Raw genomic sequence first — 20,772 nt, forward strand, 5'->3', positions numbered from 1 at the left:
ATATGGAAAAAATAACAATTTATACGCGCCCTCACTGTCCTTATTGTACGAAAGCACGTGATTTACTTGATAAAAAAGGCGTAAAATATACAGATATTGATGCATCAACTTCCCTGCGTCAAGAAATGGTGCAACGAGCAAATGGACGTAATACGTTTCCACAAATTTTTATAGGTGATTATCATGTTGGAGGATGTGATGATCTTTACGCTTTAGAGGCTGAGGGCAAGCTAAATTCTTTGCTAAAAGATGCACAACAGCCGTGAGACTATGATATTGATTATTAAGATCGTTCGGCAAGAAGTGTATAATTAACATCCATATTTTTTGAGCGATTCCAGCTGTCAGTGAATGGATTATAGGTGATACCTATCTCATCAATGACAGCGAGGTTGTTTTTTGATAAAAGTCTTTTAAGTTCATAAGGTTTTAGAAATTTGTTATAATCGTGGGTTTTTTTAGGAAGCCAACGTAAAATATATTCAGCACCTACAATAGCTAATCCCCATGCTTTCCATGTGCGGTTGAGCGTTGAGACAAACATCAGTCCTTGTGGTTTGAGCATTTTTGCTGTGGATGCAATAAAGAGATTAACATCAGCCACATGTTCAACAACTTCCATATTGAGGATTATATCAAATTGCTCTCCTTCATTGGAAAGTGCTTCTGCAGTAGTGGTACGGTAATCAATTGAAAGGCCACTTTGGGTTGCGTGGATTTTTGCGACTTCAATATTCGTGCGCGCAGCATCAGCTCCAACAACCATAGCTCCAAGACGTGCCATTGGTTCGCATAATAAACCACCTCCACAACCAATATCGAGAATCCTCAAATTTTCGAAGGGCATAAGTGCAAGAGGGTCGCGATTGAATGCTAGACAGATTTTTTCTTTAATGTAAGCAAGACGTGTTGGGTTGAATTGATGAAGTGGTCTAAACTTTCCTTGTGGATTCCACCATTCAGCAGCAATACGTGAAAAGTGATCAATTTCACTTTGATCAATTGTGGTGTGTGCCTCATCATCTCTCATATTACTCTCCTTTTATTTTAACGGTTAAGTCAGGTTGATCCAAAGTCAAGGAAAATTAACATAAACATATTAGACTTGCACATATGATAGATATTAGATATGTCAAAAGTATCTTGTTGACATCGTAGTAAGGCTTTATTCTTGCTGTCGCTTGAAAAATACGAAACAATTTAAAATAATAAGAGTGTTATTGATGGCGCGTATTGTTATGAAATTTGGCGGAACATCTGTAGCAAACATTGAGCGTATTCATAATGTTGCACGACATGTCAAAAGAGAGGTAGATGCAGGCAATGAAGTTGCAGTTGTAGTATCTGCGATGGCAGGTAAAACCAATGAGCTTGTGCAGTGGACACGTGATGCTGCACCAACACATGAAGATGTTTATGAATATGATGTTGTTGTTGCTTCTGGGGAGCAGGTAACGGCAGGTTTATTAGCTCTTTCACTTCAAGCAATAGGAGTGAACGCTCGCTCGTGGCTTGGTTGGCAAATTCCTATTCATACTGATAGTACGCATAGTGGTGCACGTATTATAGATATTGATGGATCTTTTTTAATACAGCCTTTTCAAGAAGGTCAGGTAGCAGTTATTGCTGGTTTTCAAGGGTTAGCTCCAGATAATAGGATTTCTACTTTGGGACGTGGCGGATCAGATACAAGTGCTGTTGCAGTGGCAGCAGCTATACAAGCTGATCGCTGTGATATTTATACAGATGTGGATGGTGTTTATACAACTGATCCGCGTACAGAACCTAAGGCACGCCGTTTGACAAAAGTGTCTTTTGAAGAAATGCTTGAAATGGCTTCTCTTGGAGCAAAAGTTTTACAGGTTCGTTCTGTTGAATTAGCTATGGTTCATAAAGTTCGTGTTTTCGTGCGTTCAAGTTTTGAGAATCCTGATGTTTTAAGCACGAGTGATTCAATGAGTTTATTTGGAACACTTATTTGTGATGAGGATGAAATTGTGGAACAACAGAATGTTACTGGTATTGCTTTTGCTAAGGATGAAGCACAAATTTCACTACGTCGACTTGCAGATCGCCCTGGGATTTCTGCAGCAATTTTTGGTCCGTTGGCTGAGGAACGAATTAATGTCGATATGATTGTACAAAATACTTCTGAAGATGGTTCAAAGACTGATATGACTTTTACTGTTCCATCAGCAGATGTAGATAGAGCTGTTGCGCTTCTCGAGAAAAATCGTCAAGAAATTGGGTTTGATGTGCTCCAATTTGAAAGTGATCTTTCAAAAGTATCTGTTATTGGTATTGGAATGCGCAGCCATGCAGGTGTCGCAGCTACAGCATTTAAGGCTTTGGCTGAAAAAGGCATTAATATTCAGGCAATTACTACTTCAGAGATTAAGATTTCCATTTTGATTGATAGCGCTTATACTGAGCTTGCAGTAAGAACATTGCATGCTGTTTATGGACTCGATAAGGGATAAGTATTTATTACTTAAGAGTTTTTAAATAATACAAGGTGCGTTTAATATGCAGGGGAATGAAGGACGATGCAAAAAGCATATCGAAGTGGGAAAAGTATATCACACAGACTTAAACATGGAACTATAACAGATTCATGAATATAATGCTTCATTTGATATTATTTTGCATTTTTAGCGATTATTGAGAATTTTTATGTATCTTATTGATTTAAATTTGATGCCTATAAGGTAAAGTAGGCATCTTAGAGCAGAAAGTAAGTAAATTACTGTAGAAAGGTTCTCTCAATTTGATTACGTGATGAAGCTTTTCCTTTTTGTTTAGTATACCAATTTATAGGGGAGATGAATTGGAAACACTTTCGTTATGAAAACTGCAGCTTACATTTTTTCTCACGATTTATAATTAGTTCTTCTTATGCAATTTATTGATAAGTTACATAAGTTTTCCAGTAACATTGAAATTCCCCTCATAGTACAACTATAACACTCTAAACAATCCAAATTACTTAAAAAAATCAATATAACAAAATTACTATTGGGTTCATTGAGAATGTTTTGGCATCTTTTTATGACGTTTGATGTAAATTATCCCATACCCAAGACCAAGCAAAGCAGATAAACCGGATCCACAAAGTACACCAATTTTCGCAGAGTCAAGCAAAACAATGTCTTTAAAAGCAAGCATAGAAACGAATATTGACATTGTAAAGCCAATTCCTGCTAAAAATCCAATCAGCAATATGCCTGACCATGTCGTATTGGGAGGCAATCTACATAATCCTGATTTTACTGCTAAATAGCTTGCAGCGATAATGCCAAAAGGTTTTCCAATAAACAGACCAATAACAACACCAAGTACAATCAAAAATGATTTATTAGAAGAAAGATCAAAGTTTGCAAAACTAACTCCAGCATTTGCAAAAGCAAAAACTGGCATTATGACATACGCAACCCATGGATGTAATATTTTTTGAACACGCGTTACCGGTGGGATCATATCGCGCTGTCCTTTGCTCATTTTTTTCAATGCGGTCGAGATATGATGCAAGTCTGTCTTTATATTTTTTTCTTGAAGGATTTGCATTGCATTGCTCAATATTGTAAGCGGAGCTATAAGGGTACGGGTAGGTAAAACTGGCGTCATCATGCCTAAAATTACGCCAGCCAATGATGGATGAGCACCTGTTACCATTAAACCCCACCAGATGATTGCACCAGGTATAATGTAAAGCCATGCCGATGCAAGTCCAATCCATTGAAAAAATAATACTAAAGCGATACCCGCTGTTGCGATAGCTAAACCGCTAGGATCAAGATTGGTTGAGTAAAAGAAAGCAATGATAAGAACAGCGATGATGTCATCAATAATTGCTAAGGATAAGAGAATAATATGGAGGTTTGAAGGAATTTTTTTTCCAAGAAGAGCAAGAATACCAAGAGCAAAAGCGATGTCGGTGGCAGTTGGCACGGCCCAACCATAAACATGCCCACCATTTAAGTTGAAGATGAGGTAAATAATTGCAGGAAGGCAAACACCACCTATCGCAGCAATAATTGGTAAAATTGCTTGTTTAAAGTCAGCTAGAGCACCTTCATGAATTTCTCGTCGAATTTCCATTCCTGCTACAAGAAAGAAAACTGTCATGAGAACGTCATTAACCCAGAAATGTAAATCCCAAGAAAGGGTGAAATGGCCAAAATGAAAGCCAAGAGGTGTATGCCAAAAAGCCTCATAAAAAGAAGAATATTGAGAATTCGCAAAAATGAGTGCGGCAGCTGCTGCCAGTAAAAGAAAAACACCGCTGAGGGCTTCTATATGAAGAAAACGTTCAATAGCTGAAAGTGCTTGATTTGTTACACGAGAAGCACGATTTGGTAAACGATTTGAAGATAAATCAGACATAAATAACTCCAAGTACCAGCAGTTTTTCTAAATATATTTTGCGTAAACTATATGCGTGGATTTTATTGCAACGCATAAGAAATAGAAATAAATTATTGCCTTTAAATTAAGTCATCACTTTTAAGGGTGAACGTTGATGTTTCATTATTGATAGTGAGACTTAATTTTCTAATAATCGATAACGGATCACTCCGCATAGCATTGTCAAAATCGGCCATTGTAATTCCTTCTTTATCTTGCGCCATCATTTTAATTGTTAATGTGTGTGCTCCTTTAGTTCGCAACTTTTTAGCGAAGTCACCCAAAGATTTTGAAATCATTTCAGCCTTGTCATGATTTTTTAGTAATATTTTTGGACTTTGTGTCATAATTAGGTCTAAATTTTGATAAAGTTCCTCTTTGAGGTCACGTTTATTGTCATTAAGATATTGCGCAGCATGAGAAAAAATCTTATCAATGAAGCCAGAATCTGTATAACGGATCATCATTTCGGTTACACCGATATTCCTAAGAGCAGAACCCATTTCACCCTGTAGATGTAGAGCAGAGAAGAGTCTTGGGTCAACATTAATAATTTTCACAGACATTTCTTCTGAAAAAAGGTCTTCCACATTGGATAATCCATTCAGGAAGAGCGTACGCTCTTTTTCATTGTAAGAAAAATCAAGATTTTCTGAAAAAGCAAGGGGTTCAGAGTACATTGCTGAGAAGATATTTAAGTCTTTTTCTTTCATTCTTTTAGGCTGAACTAAAAGATTTTTGATAGAAAACAGAAGCTTTTGGGGTATCCACTGTTCCCATTGGCCTGGCTTAAATCGGAATGATTCAAACGTAACCTTTAGCTGCGGTATGTCAATGGAAGCTTTATTTATTTGAGCGTCAACTGAAGTAATGTGGAATAACCAATTGTTTATGGCAAGAGCGCGCAGTAGAGCTTTAGGGGCTGCCTGATTATTTCCTTTCTTAGCGTTATGGTAAGCTTGAAACAATTCTCCATATGTTTTTTCGGGAGATTTTATTGCTAGATTTGATATCTTAAATTTGCCAGTAGAGAAAGAAGCATTTTTTTCTGTTCCTGCAAAAATATTCACCATTGTATCATCTAGAGAAATGGCACCCATGACGACCTTTCCTTTATTGGTGACTTTGTTTTTGCCAAAAATGACAGAATAGGCATAAAGGATGTCAATATCACGAGCTTCAATTGCCTTACTTTTAGCAATCAGATGCATTGGTGTGAGACCATTCACGTCTTTTTCAAGATCCATCTTCTGAAGGCTAACAGAGTTAATACGACCATTTTTAAAATTATAAAGCTGAAAATTCTTTATTTCAATTTTTTCAGTTTGTTTATTTCCATTTGCCATAGAAAGCAGTATATTTGGTGCAACAACTGATGAGAGTTCAACGCGCATAACCGATTGCAAAGGTTTAAAAGTGATTGTGGGATCTTTTTTCTTTAGAGATACACCACCAAGAGAGATTTTAGGAATTTGTACATGAGTATTATTGTACTTTAGATCGACATTATAAAGTGTAAAAGTTCCAGGAATAAAGGAGATAGGAGGACGAGCTGAAATAGCGCCAATTTTAAGTGATACACCAGAAGAGACTGGAACAGTGACATTTGTTAAGTTAACTTTTCCTAAAATGCTGACTCCGGATGTCTCTGCCTTTATAGAATGGCGTTTCATTTCTTTTTTTACGAAACTGTCCAGGTGGGGTCTGACCATATAAAAACCACCGGTAACAATGATTGCTAAAATGGCTATAAATCCTATAAGATATGCTATCCAGTATTTTAAATTATCTTTATATCCGCTATTAAAATTGATCATCATTTTTTCTTTCGCTTTTGCTTCTATATATGAATGTCCAGATAAATATCTTTAAGGCAACGACAAAGGTTCAGATATGGCGTGCGCTGATCTCAAAAGCTATCCTATTTTTCTTCCCTGTTCATGTAAAGTAATTTTAGCCTTTTTTTCGATATACTTTTATCAACAGTTACCAATTTTCTTTGATTTTAGTATCTCATAAAAAGCCATCATAACAGATGAATAATATGTGCTGATCATAATTTATTTATGATGTGCAATCACTTTTGAAGCGTACTCATATTCTTTTGGTCTTGTTGCTTTTACAAGAACATTTTTAAAAAAAATAAAAGATGTGCTATTTTTTATTGTAATTTAATGGGGAGAGGATGGGTATTATGACAGAAGATCAAATAATAGCTTTTTTAATTATTGGTCTCATGATGGTTGTATTTATTTGGGATCGATTTCGTTATGATATTGTCGCGATTTGTACATTATTGATTGCTTGTCTCGTTGGTCTTGTCAGCCCCAAGGAAGCGTTTAGCGGTTTTAGTAATGATATTGTTATTATTGTGGGCAGTGTATTTGTTGTCAGTGCTGCTGTATCACGCTCTGGTATAATGGAGTTTATTATTCAACGGATATGGCCAGATGTAAAATCGGTGCGTCTTCAATTGGCTATTTTAGTTTTTTCTGTGGTATTTTTATCAATGTTTGTTAAAAACATTGGTGCTTTGGCGATCATGCTTCCGATTGCGTTTCAGTTTGCTCGTCGATCTCAAGTTTCGCCTTCTGTTTTTTTGATGCCAATGGCGTTTGGTTCCTTGTTAGGTGGTCTTATGACACAGATAGGAACTTCACCTAACGTCGTTATTTCAGCTATGCAAGAGCGTTTATCTGGATCTCCTTTTACTATGTTTGATTTTACGCCGGTTGGTATGGCAGTTGCTACTACTGGTGTGTTATATTTGGTTTTTTTTTATTGGCGTTTGCCTGTGCGTGTGCGTTCAGGATCATCATTTGATGATGCTATTGATATCCGTAATTATATTTCGGAAGTACGCATTCCAGTAAATTCACCGATTATCGGGAAAACAATTATTGATTTGGTTAAGCCATCAGGTGGTGAAGTGATGGTAGTGCAAGTTATTAGAAATAAGGTGTCTATTTCACCACTGCCGGATTTTATTTTTTCTGAAAACGATATTATTTTGCTAGAAGGTTCACATACAGGACTGGATAGTGTGATTAATTCTGCCCGTTTAGAATTTTCTATTGGCCGAATTATTCCAGCGGGTGATAAAGACAGCGATATTGATATTATTGAGGCTGTCATTACATACAATTCGCCTCTCATTGGGATCAATGCGAAAGAGTCTTCTTTATTTGATCGCGATGATGTAAATTTGCTTGCGTTAAGTCGGCAGCATGAAAGGGTTAGAGGAAGACTTAGAGATATTGACTTTCATCTTGGTGATGTGATTGTTTTACAGGGACAGGATACGATTATTCCAAATTTATTACGGGAATTAAAATGCCTGCCTCTAGCAAAACGTAATATCACGTTTGGTAATTTACGACATGGCTTCGTATCTTTAGCTATTTTATTTGTAGCTATTATTTGTACTGCTTTTCAGATTGTTCCAGTTGCATTTTCTTTCTTTTCTGCAGCTGCTGCCATGGTTATTTTTCGTGTTTTACCAGCACGTGATTTATATCAGGCATTAGATGGACAAATATTGGTGTTATTAGCAGCTCTTATTCCAGTAAGTGAGGCGTTAGAGAAGACAGGGTGTACGGATCTTATAGGGCATTGGCTTAGTCAATTAGCTGTATTTTTGCCTCCATCTGGTGCATTAGCACTCATGTTAATTACAGCAATGTTGGTAACTCCATTCTTAAATAATGCAGCAACAGTAATGATGGTCGCACCAATTGCATCAAGTTTTGCTCATTCCCTTCATTATAAGCCAGAGGCTTTTTTAATGGCTGTTGCTATTGGAGCTGGTTGTGAATTTCTTACGCCTATTGGACATCAATGTAATATGCTTGTAATGGCTCCAGGGGGATATCGTTTTAGTGATTATCCACGTTTGGGCACTCCATTAGCGGTGCTGGTAGTTATTGTTGCTGTTCCAATGCTGATGTGGATTTGGCCGCTACAGTAGAACATTTTTGTAATCTTAAAATGTAAATTGCAGTAAAATTTTTAATTGACTGAAGGCAAGCTAAAAAAATCGAATTTTGTTGGAAACTTGATTAATGATTAAGCTCCATTATAAAGTCTCATCAGTTTTTTATGCTGGGTGCACCACTTGTTTATTTAGTTTTGGTGTATCCAACCATGCAAACTGATCTATATCTTTTTGTGGAGTTTTTGAAGATTTTTCATTGCAATTTTGTAAATGAATGCTTTGAAAAGTACAATATAACACTGTTTTAGATTTTAAAAAGATTGATTTGTACATATATTTTATAGGGTTGTAGATAGCACTATTTGGCTTCTAAGCTGAAATTTAGAGCTAAGATACTTAAAGGTAGTCAAATTGCATTTATGCAAAATTGAAGATATGTAAAAATTGTAATGTGTATCAAAAAGCTATTATATCGTTTTGGGCTAATTCAGTTGTGAAGAATTAGTAAATACGGATACATATTGCTTTTTAAACTAATAAGCTGACAATTTTGAAATTTTTAGTTAATTGGGGCTATCATCTTTATTTATTTATGCGTACAACACAGAAATTAAATTTTTTCCAAGGTATGATACATGTCGTATGATAGTTTTATTGCTGAAGTTAACGCTGAATTTCGTCAAGAAAAAGCTCTAGCTTTTTGGAAGCGTTATGGTTTTTCGATTATTTCTGCAGTCGTTATTTTTGTACTGGGAGTAGCCATTTACCAAATTTATCACCATGAACAAATGAAGAAAGCTGGTCTTATTGGTGAGGCGCTTATAAAAGGTCTTGATTTTGCGGATACACGCCATTTTGATAAAGCACTTAAACAGTTGGAGGATGTTAAAGCAACTGATTTTGGAGGATATCCTTCTCTTGCTCGTTTGCGTGAAGCCTCTTTACTTATGGAGCAAGGGGATACTGTTAAGTCGGTAGAGACTTTTGATTTTGTTGCAGCTGATAAAAAAGCGCCACTAATTTTACAGAAAGTTGCAAAAATCCGAGCAGCATATATTTTGGTTGATACAGGAACATTGGATGAGGTCAAAAAACGTGTTGAGGATATGGCAAATGATATTGATCCTATGCGAATGTCCGCAAGGGAAGCTTTAGGCTTAGCCGCGTATAAAGCTGACAAGATGAGCGATGCGATTTATTACTTCCAGAAAATTGTTGAAGAAGATGCTTTAGGGTCAAAAATAGCAGATCGGGCACGAATTATGCTTGAGCTCATTCAGTCTGAAGGCAAGGTAAATAGAGGATAAATTTATGAGCCTTACCATTGCTATAGTTGGTCGTCCCAATGTTGGGAAGTCAACACTGTTTAATCGTTTGGTTGGGCAAAAATTGGCTTTGGTTGATAACAAGCCAGGTGTGACGCGTGATCGACGTATTCATGCGGCTAAGCTTCAAGATTTGCGTTTTGATGTGATCGATACAGCTGGGTTGGAAGAGGCGGGTGATGAGACACTTGAAGGTCGTATGCGTTCTCATACAAAAGCTGCAATTGATGAAGCGGATCTTATTTTATTTATGTTTGATGCTAGGGTTGGAATAACTCCAAGTGATTTAAATTTTGCTTCATTGGTGCGTAAATCGGGAAAACCGATTGTGCTTGTTGCTAATAAATCTGAGTCAAAAGCATCAATAGTGGGCGAATATGAGGCTTGGTCGTTAGGTTTGGGTGATCCTTGTTCAATATCTGCTGAACATGGTTTGGGTCTTACAGATCTTCGCGATGCAATCATGGATGCTGTTAGTAAAGATAAAGTGTTTGAAAATGAGAATGAAGAAAAACATATTATTGTGCAGTCTGCATATGCAGATAAAGATATAGATAATTTTGAGGAAGAGGGGGGGGCTGCTTATGATGCAAATAAACCCATTCGGATTGCAATTGCTGGTCGCCCTAATACAGGAAAATCAACTCTTATCAATAGTATGTTGGGACAAGATCGTTTATTAACAGGTCCTGAAGCAGGTCTTACGCGTGATTCTATTGCAGTGGATTGGGAGTGGTGTGGTCGCCATATTAAACTTTTTGATACTGCAGGTTTACGTCGAAAATCAAGAGTTCAAGAAAAATTAGAAAAACTTTCTGTTGCAGATACTTTGCGTGCGATTCGTTTTGCGGAGGTGGTGGTAATCGTTTTTGATGCAACCGCGCCTTTTGAAAAGCAAGATCTACAAATTGCTGATCTTGTGATTCGTGAAGGGAGGGTTCCCATTATTGCTTTCAATAAGTGGGATCTCGTAGAGAATCGCCAAACCAAATTAATTGATTTGCATGAAAGATGTGCTCGCCTACTTCCTCAAGTTCGTGGCTTGAGAGCGATTCCTTTATCTGGCCAATATGGTCAAGGAATTGATAAACTCATGGAAAATGTCATGTTAATGCATCGTGTATGGAATCGTCGTATTTCTACAGGTAAATTGAATCGATGGCTTGAAGCTGTTGTTGCTCACCATCCAGCGCCTACAGTTTCAGGGCGTCGGCTTAAGGTTAAATATATAACACAGGTTAAAACACGTCCTCCTGCGTTTGTGATTTCTTGCTCGCGACCAAAAGCTATGCCTCAATCATATTTGCGTTATCTTTCTAATGGATTGCGTGATACGTTTGATATGCTGGGTATACCAATTCGTATATCATTACGGACTTCTGACAATCCTTTTTCAGTACATTCCAAAAAGGGATGATCGTTTTATGTTCTTTAGAACAGATTATTTCACCAATATTAAGAGAGAAAACTATTTCTGATACGTAAAAAATACTAATTAAGCTTGTAAAGGTAAGAATAACTTTTGAGCAGAAGTGCTGCTATGTATAATTGTCTATGAAAGACAAAGGAAAATAAATTCACGCACTTTTATTTTCGGGCGCGGAGAGAAAAGGCAAAAAAGTTAATTACGGTTCCACAAGCAAGTTGTTGGTTATATTAAAAGTTCGCTTATGTTTATTTACTTGCGATAATAAAATACACGACACTTGATCCACTTTAATGGATGTTTATTTAATATGTTGCTAAGGTTGTGACATAAAGGTTAATGATGACTTTTTAGGTGAAGCAGCAACCATATTATTTGCAGAGTATGGTGGTTATCTTAAGCACATTAACGACAACAGTTAACAAAGTTTAAACACACGTTTTTATAAGATAAATTGTGAGAGATTTCTTTTGTCGACTTGACGAATAAATGCAGTAACAATATGTTGTGTACGGTTTTGTAATACACATTTTGATTTTGCTTTTTGACTAAGGAGCTAATTATGGCAGAAGGTGGCGAGTTTGTTGTGCCACAAGAGGAAGCCGAGAGAAAAAGGCAAAGAGTATGTTTGAACTCAGAGGATTTAAAATGTCGTAGTCAGAATTTAGGTTTAGCTTTAATGCGTAAGCAAACAGCATTAAAGTTAAAATTTAAGAGAGAAGGAGAAGAGCCACAAGGAAATATGGCGTACGCGATTAAGCTTTCCAGTGAATTTTTGGCAAGTGTTTTTGTAGGCGTTGTGTTGGGGTTGGGGTTTGATAAACTAGCAGGTTCATTGCCATGGGGATTAGTATTTTTTCTTTTTTTAGGATTTGCTGCTGGTATATTAAATATTCTTCGATCTATGGGGTACGTTACCTCTAGTCAGTTAGGGAAAGGTGGCGCGTGGCGCCAAGATAAGAGGGCCAATAAAAGGTTCGATAAGTGAGGTTGAAGTGACATCGCACGCTCCAGATCCTGTCCATCAGTTTGAAGTATCTCGGTTGATTAATATTTCCGTTGGAAATGTGGATTTATCATTTACGAATGTATCATTTTTTGTAGTGATGACTGTTGTTATTACTTCGGTTTTTCTATTCATATCATCATCAAGCCGTGGATTGGTTCCAACGAGGATACAGTCCATTTCAGAAATGGCGTATGAGTTTGTTGCATCAACTTTGAGAGAATCATCAGGTGTGCAGGGGATGCAATTTTTTCCTTTAGTTTTCTCGCTGTTTACTTTTATTTTGGTTGCCAATTTTATTGGTCTTTTCCCTTATTTTTATACGATTACCTCTCAGATTATGATTACTTTTTCGCTAGCGATGTTAGTGATTCTGACAGTAATTGGTTATGGTTTTTATAAACACGGAGTCGGTTTTTTAAAATTATTTGTTCCCAGTGGTGTTCCTGTCGTTATTTTACCTTTGGTTACAATGATCGAGATTATTTCTTTTCTCTCTCGCCCTATCAGTCTCTCTCTCCGTCTTTTTGCTAATATGCTCGCTGGTCATATCACTCTCAAAGTGTTTGCTGGCTTTATTGTTTCGATGATTGGGATGGGAGTTGTAGGCATTGGCGGTTCAATTTTGCCGCTTATCATGACCGTAGCGATTACTGCTCTTGAATTTTTGGTTGCATTTCTTCAAGCTTACGTCTTTACGGTTTTAACTTGTATGTATCTTAATGATGCAGTTCATCCAGGACATTAATAAAATTGACGGTTTTCTATCAAATAGTGCAATTTCGCTTTAAAGGAGAATAATATGGAATTAGTGCTTGCAGCAAAATATATTGGTGCTGGTCTTGCTTGCTTTGGTATGGCGGGGACGGCTTTGGGTCTTGGAAATATTTTTGGTAGTTATCTTTCTGGTGCATTAAGGAATCCATCAGCAGCAGATAGTCAGTTTGGCCGTCTAGTTTTTGGTTTTGCTGTGACAGAAGCTTTAGGTATTTTTTCATTACTTGTTGCTTTGTTACTTCTTTTTGCGGTTTAATTACTTTTTAAAAGGGTATATCTGTTTTGTGTACAAGAGACTGATGTTCCCTTTGTTTCTTAAAGAAAAGAACTTTAATAGATTGTTTGAAGGTAAATAGGGTGTTTATTTCCAGCGCTTATGCACAGTCTAGTGAGACACCGATAGAGCGTATCAAGGATGCGGCAGAGCATGCGGAGCGTGTATTTCCGCCTTTTGATTTGGCGCACTTTAGTTCACACGTTTTTTGGTTAGCAATTTCTCTCGGGTTTTTCTACTTTTTTATTTCTCGTGTAATTGTACCGAGGATTGGTGGTGTTATTGAAACACGTCGGGATCGAATCGCTTCTGATTTGGATCAGGCAATGCGGATGAAGCAAGAAGCAGATAGCGTGGTTGAAACTTATGAGAAGAAATTAGCAGAGGCTCGTTTCAGAGCCCATGCTATAGCGCAGAAAGCTGGTGAAGAAATAAAAGAAAAAGCCGAGATCGAGCGAAAAGAAATTGAACAAAGTGTAGAAAAAAAGCTAAAAAATGCAGAAAAGAAGATAGAAAAAATTCGGAATGAAGCTATGCAAAATGTCGGTTCGATTGCTGAAGAAGTAGCTCTTGAAATCGTAAAGAAGTTGATTGATGTTGAGGTAAGCAAAGAGTCTGTTAATTCAGCTGTTAGAGCCGTAGATTGTTGAGGATTACAAAATGACTGATACTTTCGGAGCTTTTTTAGGGTTAGTTCTTTTTTTAGCTCTTTTAGTTTATTTCAAAGTTCCAAAGATGATTGTACGTTATCTTGACGCGCGAGCAAAACGTATCGAAGATGAGCTGGATGAAGCTCTTCGTCTTCGTGAAGAGGCACAAGAAGTACTAGCTGAATACCAACGTAAGCACGCAGAAGCTGAGAAGGATGCACAAGAAATTATTGCTGCAGCTAAGCATGAAGTTGAAACTGTAATTGCTGAGGCTCGTAGAAAAGCAGAAGAATACGTAAAGCATCGTAATCAATTGGCAGAACAAAAAATTGCTCAAGCAGAAGCTGATGCAATACGTATGGTTTCTTCATCTGCTGTTGATTTAGCGATTTCTGCTGCCCGTACACTCATTGCGAAGGAACTAGATTCTGAAAGAGCCGATAAGCTTATTAAGAAAACTCTTACGGAAGAATCTTTAACCAAAATGAAGGCATATCTTAATTGATAACTTTCGGGTAATTTTGAAAAAGTTAATTTTTTTTCAGAAGTAATAGAAATTTTGTAGCCTTTACTTACCTATTTTTATTCTCATCTTGAATGAGTTTGTCAATTTTTTATAGAGAATCATTTATATTGCGACTCTAAAAGCTAAAAAATAACAAAACTCTATTCTCATTATTTTTCAATAAACAAAGCAATTAAGTTCTAGATTATAAGTTTCGAAAAATTTGCGACTACTTGTGTAATAGTATGAGTGCGTTTAAGGAGAGCAAGACGGTTATTACGAATATTAGAATCTTTATCGTTTATCAATATTTTTTCAAAAAATGTGTCTATAAATTTTCCAAGTGGTACCAGATCGCTGAGTGCAAGTGAGAAGTTTGTTGCATAAATATGATCATAGATCTTTTTTTCGGTCTCAATAATCGCTTGATAAAGTTGTTTCTCTTCCATTCCAATAAAAAACTCAGGATTAATTTCGGTCGTTATTATTGTACCTTTTTGGAGTTCAGTCTCCAGAATATTTACAGTACGTTTTATAGCTGTTAAGAAACTGTTTTCATCGTTTGTATTGATAAATGTGATAAGTGACTTGATACGATGCACAATCAATAAAAAATCATCATCATCATTGTTTAGGATTGCTTGAATAGCATCATAACGAATGCCTTCTTTTTTTAGATAAATTTTAAGACGTTCATGAAAAAAGGATAATAGATCTGATAAAATATGTTCTGTTTTATTTAAAAAGATACCCTGAGATTGCTCATATTTTATAAGAGGTGCTTCACCTTCAGCTTTCTGTTGTAAAAAAAGATTTGTTGCGAAATTAAAAAGTGGCATAAAGTTAATGTTCCAGTTATGATGAAGTACAAGTCTAATCACTCCTAGAGCTGCTCTCCTTAATGCGTATGGATCTTTTGAACCGGTTGGTTTTTCATTAATAAGCCAAAAGCCGACGAGTGTATCAATTTTATCGGCTAGTGCGATTGTTACAGAAATAGATTCTTGAGGAATATGATCTTTGGGACCTTGAGGTTTATAATGATCTTCTATTGCCTCAGCTACACGCGGATCTTCTCCCTGAAGAAGTGCATATTTTCGCCCCATTACTCCTTGTAGCTCAGGAAATTCTCCAACAACTTCTGTTTGTAAATCAGCTTTTGCGAGTACAGCTGCGCGTTTAGCCAATAAAGGATCTGCTTGTACCAAAGGTGCAATTTTTTGTGCTAAGGCGGCAATTCGTTTCACTCTTGCACCTTGCGTGCCTAATTTTGCATGAAAAGTTACATTTAAATAATCAAGTCGTGCCATTCTTTGATCAAGAGGTTTATTCAAGTCAAGATCAAATTTTTCGGCAGAGTCTTTCAAGTATTTTATGTCAGGCAAATCATGTTGATCTGTTTGCCAGAAATAGAGTGCATCAGAAAGACGAGCACGTACAACTTTGCTATTTCCTTTAGAAATTTCTTTGCCTTCATCGCTTGCAAAAATATTAGAAACCAAAATAAAGTTATGAGAAAGGTTTGTTTTTTCACCTTGTTTGCGGGTTACAAAACATTTTTGATTGGCTTTAATAGTCAGGCGAATAATTTCTGGAGGAATATCAAGGAAAGATTTGTCAAAATTACCCATAAGTACAACAGGCCATTCAACGAGTCCTGAGACTTCTTCTAAGAGAGCATTATCTTGAACGATTTCTAAGCCATTTGCAAAGCAAAGGTTTTGAGCGTCTGCTAAAATAATATTTTTTCGCCTTTCTGCATCCAAAATAACTTTATGAGCCTCAAGTTGAGTAATATAATCATCAAAGCGACGAACATGGATAGGTTCTCTGTCACTTAAAAAGCGATGACCATATGTTATATTATTGCTCTTAAGAGATCCGATCGTAAACGGAACAACATGTGTTTCACCAATTTCTGGCCCGAAAACGCAGAGAATATTTTGTAAAGGTCGAATCCATTTTAATGCTCCACTTTTTTCTGAATCTTTGCCCCAACGCATAGATTTTGGCCATGGAAAATTACAAATAATATCTGGTAAAATGTCGGCAATAATTTCTTCTACACTTCGACCTTTTTTGATGATCTTTGCGATATAGAAATCACCATTTTTACTATTATGCGCAATGTCTGCTTCAGAAATATTGTTGAGTCCTGTCGCACGTAGAAAACCATCAATTACATGTTGTGGTGATTTTACATTTGGCCCTTTACGTTCCTCATGAATATCTTTTGAGCGTATAGGAAGACCTCGTACATCTAGTGTTAGTCGACGAGGTGTCCAATATTCACGTGCAGCTTTATAGGTTAGGCCTGCAGTGATAAGTTTATCCGTAACATATCTTTTGAGGTCGGCAGCAGCTTTGCTCTGCATATGAGAAGGGATCTCTTCACTGAAAAGTTCAAGAAGAAGATCAGACATTAGGTTTCTCCATTTGTGTATATTTTTCCAGATTCAGTAAGCAAAAATGCTTCTCCACAGCGGCGAGCAAGATCGCGAACGCGAAGAATATAACTTTGTCGTTCAGTTACAGAAATAACACCACGTGCTTGTAAAAGATTAAAAATATGGCTAGCTTTAATACATTGATCATAAGCTGGGAAAACGCACAAATGTAAGCCATTTTCGTTATTTGACTTTCCGGCTTCAAGGAGTGCAATACATTCGCATTCTGCATCGATAAAATGCCTGTGTAGCAATTCTGTATTAGCAAGTTCAAAATTATAGTATGAATATTCCCGTTCTGATTGTAAGAAAATATCTCCATAGCTTATTTTATTTTCATCATCTAGACCATTAAAGTTAAGATCATAAACGTTATCAACACCTTGGATATGCATTGCTAGACGTTCAAGGCCATAGGTGAGTTCTCCTGAAACTGGAGCACATTCAATACCACAGACCTGTTGAAAATAAGTGAATTGAGAGATTTCCATCCCATCACACCAGCATTCCCATCCCAATCCCCAAGCACCGAGTGTTGGGCTTTCCCAATCATCTTCAACAAAGCGAACATCGTGCAGTTTAGTATCAAGACCAATGGCCTGTAATGACTTGAGATAAAGATCCTGTAAATTTAAAGGCGAAGGTTTGAGCAGCACTTGGAATTGATAATAGTGCTGTAAACGATTCGGATTTTGACCATATCGACCGTCTGCCGGGCGTCTAGAAGGTTGTGCGTAAGCTACTTTCCAAGGGCGTGGCCCTAATGAGCGCAAGATTGTAGCTGGATGAAAAGTTCCTGCTCCGATTTCCATGTCGTAAGGTTGCAGAATTGCACATCCATAATGAGCCCAATAGTTTTGCAAAGTTAAAATAAGACCCTGAAAAGAACGTGTAGGATTGAGATATTCGGGCAATTTCACGCTTTATACTCTTTAAATATACTATAATGCTCAATCAATAGACAGTAACGAAAAAAAATCAAGCTTTCATTACTTTCTATTGCTCTCTATGCTTATGGTCAAATACAGTCATTTATTTCAAACCAAATTTTAACTTTTCTTTGATTTTTGGGGAGTCTTCTGATTCCCCATCAACTGCATGATTCCATTGAAATACTGCTTCACGCTTACGTCCAACTTTCCAATAAGCATCACCTAAATGATCATTTAATGTTGGATCTTCAGGTTGTAATTTGACAGCAATTTCCAATATTTGAACAGCTTGATTATACTGCTTAAGTTTATAATAGGCCCACCCTAAAGAATCCAAGATATGACTATCTTGAGATTGTAAAGCAGAAGCTTTTTGCAGCATGCGAAGCGATTCTTCAAGTTTTTGATCACGATCAACAAGTGAATAACCTAAATAATTAAGTACCTGTGGCTGATCAGGAAAAAACTCAAGTGCTTTTCGCAGATCCATTTCGGCTTTTGGCCATTTCTGTAAACGCTCAAGAGCAATACCGCGCTGATAAAACAGTTTCCAATCGTCTTTCTGAAAATTTTTTATTCGTGAAATAGCACGATTCATAATTTGTGCTGCTTCTATAAATTTATTTTCCTGCATATAAACAGCTGCTAACGTTATTAAAATATGGCGATCATTGGGGAATTTTTTCTTCAATAACGTGAGCAATTTGACTGCTTCATTGTGATTATTGTTATTTGCAAGAATGAGTGCAAGCCGTAGCTGCCCATCTTTATAGTAAGGAGAGCTAAGTGGTAGAGCACGGTAGAACTTAGCTGCCTGATTAAGGTCATTCAATCTTAAGGAAGTATTTGCTAACTGAAAGAGTGTTGCATCATTTTGAGGGTACAAAATCAAAGACAATTGTTGAAAGATACGTACAATTTGTCCTGGGCTTTTATGGTTAAGTGCTGTTCCAAAATCATATAATACTTCACCGGCTCCTTGTAGAGATGTTTTGATGAGCCTTTCTAATGAAGCTCCTTTTTCTATTTTTTTTCGGATATGCGTAAGCATTTTTTGGTTTGGCAGTACTTTTTCGCCATGCTTGATTGTCTGAATAGCTTGGTTGTACATTTTATGACGTAACTGGAATGAGGCATACGCTATGATCATACGTTCATATGTATTAGGAGCTATGAGGGCATCCCGTTCATTGTTGAGTGCTTGAGTAAAATATTTTTTTGCATTCTTTGTATGTCCTGCGAGGTCGCTCATGAGTGCAAGATGGTAGTATATAAAAAGGTTGTACCAATCAGGCCCCTGGATTTTTTTTAGATTCGCGATTGCTTGGGATCTATATCCAGATCCGAATGTAGCCCAGGCTCCAATTAGCTCAGAAATTGGATTGTTAGCAGCAGGAGGAGCTTTTAAATGCAGAATATGCTTTGCATTTTTATAGTCTCTTTTGAGGAGGTTTTCTACTGCTAACGTTAAAGAAACAAAAGGGGTTATAACATTTTGCTTTTTTAATTTATAAGCCTGTTTGACAGCTTCCTTAAAGTTACCTACAGAGAGCATAACTTCGAGGATTTCTTTTTGTGTTTCAATGTTATTAGGTTGATAAGTGAGTGCTTTTTTGAAATAATCTATAGCAAGATCTGCTTTATTTTCGTGATTTGCAACCCTTCCAGCTAAATAAGCACCTGTAAATGAGCTTGCAGTGAGAGTAGCACCAGTTTTACTATAACTGGGGGATGGCACCAGTATAATACCCGCGACAAATAGAGTAAAAAAGCAGGATACTGTTGCACTGCGCATAGAGCTAATCCTTCTTGAATATAATAACCGATAAGTATGGCTTATAAACCATATCCTGTTATTTTGTTAAAAAAATAGTATTATTTTGCAAAAAAAATCAGTTTATGCGAGCAATGCAAAAGTCAACAGTTTCAATTAGAGCATTGTGAGCAGGACTTGCATTCATTGAGATTAGAGCATCAATTGCTCGTTTCCCATAGGTGCGTGCCTGATCTATTGTGTCTACAAGACTGTCATATTTTTCCATTAAGTGTTGTGCGTATACGAAGGATTCATCATCGTTATTTTCGTTTTCAAGAGCTTGTTTCCAGAATGTTTTTTCTGCGGTATTCCCTCGTTCGTATGCGAGTATAACAGGCATTGTAATTTTTCCTTCTCGGAAATCGTCCCCTATGTTTTTCCCCAGATGTTTAGCAGTTCCACCATAGTCAAGTGCATCATCAATTAATTGAAAAGCTAATCCTAACAATGTTCCATATTCACGCAATGCAAAACGCTCTTCATGTTCATAACCAGCAATAATTGGTCCAACTTCAGCAGCAGCTGAAAAAAGTGCGGCTGTTTTTGCGTTAATAATTTTGAGATAATCTGAAATACTTGTTTCTATGTTTTTTGTGGCAGCAAGTTGCATAACCTCTCCCTCAGCAATAATTGCCGCAGCATTTGCTAAGACAGAGAGTGCTTCCATAGAACCAACATCAACCATCATTTTAAAAGCTTGCCCCAATAAGAAATCACCAACAAGTATACTTGCCTGATTTCCCCAAATCATTCGCGCAGTAGATTTGCCACGTCTTAAATTGCTTTCATCTATCACATCATCGTGGAGTAAGGTTGCCGTATGCATAAATTCAACTGCTGTTGCCAGTTTTATATGTCCATCATTCTGATAACCAAACATATGAGCCGAAGCTAACGTAATCATTGGACGCAATCGCTTCCCACCTGATAAAATAAGATGGTTAGAAATTTCAGGAATCATTTTAACATTTGATTTTGCCATAGAAAGAATTAATTGATTTACATGCTCCATATCATCCTTGGTAAGGTCAATGAGGGATTGAAGAGAAATTTTATTATTGTGTATCTGATCTGATTTTGTGGCAGAACTCAATGTGTTTACTCCCAGAGTATTGAAATGAACATATAAGAATTTTATTTTTGTCATTAGCATAAAGAGGGTTTTGCTTTGACTCAAGCTTTGATAACACGTTGAAGCACGAGTCCTACAGGATATTTACAAAGAATGTTTTTAACTTTGGTAATGTTTTGTTACGAGATTACGGGAAAGGTTCGC

Annotated in this window: 17 protein-coding genes; 10 read left to right on the forward strand and 7 right to left on the reverse strand. The window is 36.8% G+C overall.

Annotated features, from left to right (window positions below):
* Nucleotides 1-2 precede the first annotated feature (2 nt).
* Nucleotides 3-266, forward strand: a complete 264-nt coding sequence (gene grxC, locus WCP78_RS02550) for a glutaredoxin 3 (RefSeq protein ID WP_336278927.1) — start codon at nt 3-5, stop codon at nt 264-266.
* A gap of 17 nt (nt 267-283) precedes the next feature.
* On the opposite strand, the gene ubiG is transcribed toward grxC, so the two are convergent.
* Entirely contained in the window at nt 284-1,030 is a 747-nt protein-coding gene (gene ubiG / locus WCP78_RS02555; RefSeq protein ID WP_336278928.1) for a bifunctional 2-polyprenyl-6-hydroxyphenol methylase/3-demethylubiquinol 3-O-methyltransferase UbiG, read from the reverse strand.
* 193 nt (nt 1,031-1,223) lie between these two features.
* Between ubiG and WCP78_RS02560 the strand changes: the two genes are divergently transcribed.
* Nucleotides 1,224-2,480 carry an aspartate kinase gene (locus WCP78_RS02560; RefSeq protein WP_336278929.1) on the forward strand — a complete coding sequence of 419 codons (1,257 nt, stop codon included), beginning with the start codon at nt 1,224-1,226 and terminating at the stop codon, nt 2,478-2,480.
* Between the two features lie 541 nt (nt 2,481-3,021).
* Here WCP78_RS02560 and nhaA read toward each other — a convergent pair.
* Together nhaA and WCP78_RS02570 are read right to left on the reverse strand one after the other, a co-directional pair.
* Nucleotides 3,022-4,383 (reverse strand): Na+/H+ antiporter NhaA, encoded by a 1,362-nt coding sequence (nhaA, locus tag WCP78_RS02565; protein WP_336278930.1) that lies wholly within the window; start codon nt 4,381-4,383, stop codon nt 3,022-3,024.
* 101 nt (nt 4,384-4,484) lie between these two features.
* Nucleotides 4,485-6,221, reverse strand: coding sequence for an aq_1923 C-terminal domain (locus WCP78_RS02570; RefSeq protein WP_336279124.1), 1,737 nt, complete (start codon nt 6,219-6,221; stop codon nt 4,485-4,487).
* Nucleotides 6,222-6,598: 377 nt separating this feature from the next.
* Here WCP78_RS02570 and WCP78_RS02575 point away from each other — a divergent pair, with 377 nt between their 5' ends.
* The 8 genes from WCP78_RS02575 (at nt 6,599) to WCP78_RS02610 (ending at nt 14,301) form a co-directional block, all read left to right on the forward strand.
* Nucleotides 6,599-8,371: an SLC13 family permease gene (locus tag WCP78_RS02575; protein ID WP_336278931.1), complete on the forward strand. Its 1,773-nt coding sequence runs from the start codon at nt 6,599-6,601 to the stop codon at nt 8,369-8,371.
* Between the two features lie 602 nt (nt 8,372-8,973).
* Entirely contained in the window at nt 8,974-9,645 is a 672-nt protein-coding gene (locus WCP78_RS02580; protein ID WP_336278932.1) for a tetratricopeptide repeat protein, read from the forward strand.
* A gap of 4 nt (nt 9,646-9,649) precedes the next feature.
* Nucleotides 9,650-11,080: a ribosome biogenesis GTPase Der gene (der, locus tag WCP78_RS02585; protein ID WP_336278933.1), complete on the forward strand. Its 1,431-nt coding sequence runs from the start codon at nt 9,650-9,652 to the stop codon at nt 11,078-11,080.
* A gap of 571 nt (nt 11,081-11,651) precedes the next feature.
* Nucleotides 11,652-12,077 carry an AtpZ/AtpI family protein gene (locus WCP78_RS02590; RefSeq protein ID WP_336278934.1) on the forward strand — a complete coding sequence of 142 codons (426 nt, stop codon included), beginning with the start codon at nt 11,652-11,654 and terminating at the stop codon, nt 12,075-12,077.
* Nucleotides 12,078-12,084: 7 nt separating this feature from the next.
* Nucleotides 12,085-12,843 (forward strand): F0F1 ATP synthase subunit A, encoded by a 759-nt coding sequence (locus tag WCP78_RS02595; protein WP_336278935.1) that lies wholly within the window; start codon nt 12,085-12,087, stop codon nt 12,841-12,843.
* Nucleotides 12,844-12,897: 54 nt separating this feature from the next.
* Nucleotides 12,898-13,128 (forward strand): F0F1 ATP synthase subunit C, encoded by a 231-nt coding sequence (locus WCP78_RS02600; RefSeq protein ID WP_004855165.1) that lies wholly within the window; start codon nt 12,898-12,900, stop codon nt 13,126-13,128.
* 101 nt (nt 13,129-13,229) lie between these two features.
* Complete coding sequence (locus tag WCP78_RS02605; protein ID WP_336278936.1) at nt 13,230-13,796, forward strand: F0F1 ATP synthase subunit B; 567 nt, start codon at nt 13,230-13,232, stop codon at nt 13,794-13,796.
* Nucleotides 13,797-13,806: 10 nt separating this feature from the next.
* On the forward strand, nt 13,807-14,301 hold the full coding sequence (locus tag WCP78_RS02610; protein WP_336278937.1) for a F0F1 ATP synthase subunit B: 495 nt from the start codon (nt 13,807-13,809) through the stop codon (nt 14,299-14,301).
* Nucleotides 14,302-14,501: 200 nt separating this feature from the next.
* Here the strand turns inward: WCP78_RS02610 and glyS are convergent, their stop codons facing one another.
* From glyS to WCP78_RS02630, 4 genes are all read right to left on the reverse strand, one after another.
* The gene (gene glyS / locus WCP78_RS02615) at nt 14,502-16,724 is read right to left on the reverse strand and encodes a glycine--tRNA ligase subunit beta (RefSeq protein ID WP_336278938.1); all 2,223 of its coding nucleotides are present in this window, start codon (nt 16,722-16,724) and stop codon (nt 14,502-14,504) included.
* Nucleotides 16,724-17,668, reverse strand: a complete 945-nt coding sequence (locus tag WCP78_RS02620; protein WP_336278939.1) for a glycine--tRNA ligase subunit alpha — start codon at nt 17,666-17,668, stop codon at nt 16,724-16,726. Before WCP78_RS02620 ends, glyS begins: the two co-directional genes overlap by 1 nt.
* Before the next feature lie 112 nt (nt 17,669-17,780).
* The gene (locus tag WCP78_RS02625; RefSeq protein ID WP_336278940.1) at nt 17,781-19,475 is read right to left on the reverse strand and encodes a tetratricopeptide repeat protein; all 1,695 of its coding nucleotides are present in this window, start codon (nt 19,473-19,475) and stop codon (nt 17,781-17,783) included.
* A gap of 97 nt (nt 19,476-19,572) precedes the next feature.
* Nucleotides 19,573-20,649 (reverse strand): polyprenyl synthetase family protein, encoded by a 1,077-nt coding sequence (locus WCP78_RS02630; protein WP_336278941.1) that lies wholly within the window; start codon nt 20,647-20,649, stop codon nt 19,573-19,575.
* Between the last annotated feature and the right edge of the window lie 123 nt (nt 20,650-20,772).

Source organism: Bartonella occidentalis (assembly GCF_037070875.1).
In the GTDB taxonomy this organism is placed as follows: domain Bacteria; phylum Pseudomonadota; class Alphaproteobacteria; order Rhizobiales; family Rhizobiaceae; genus Bartonella.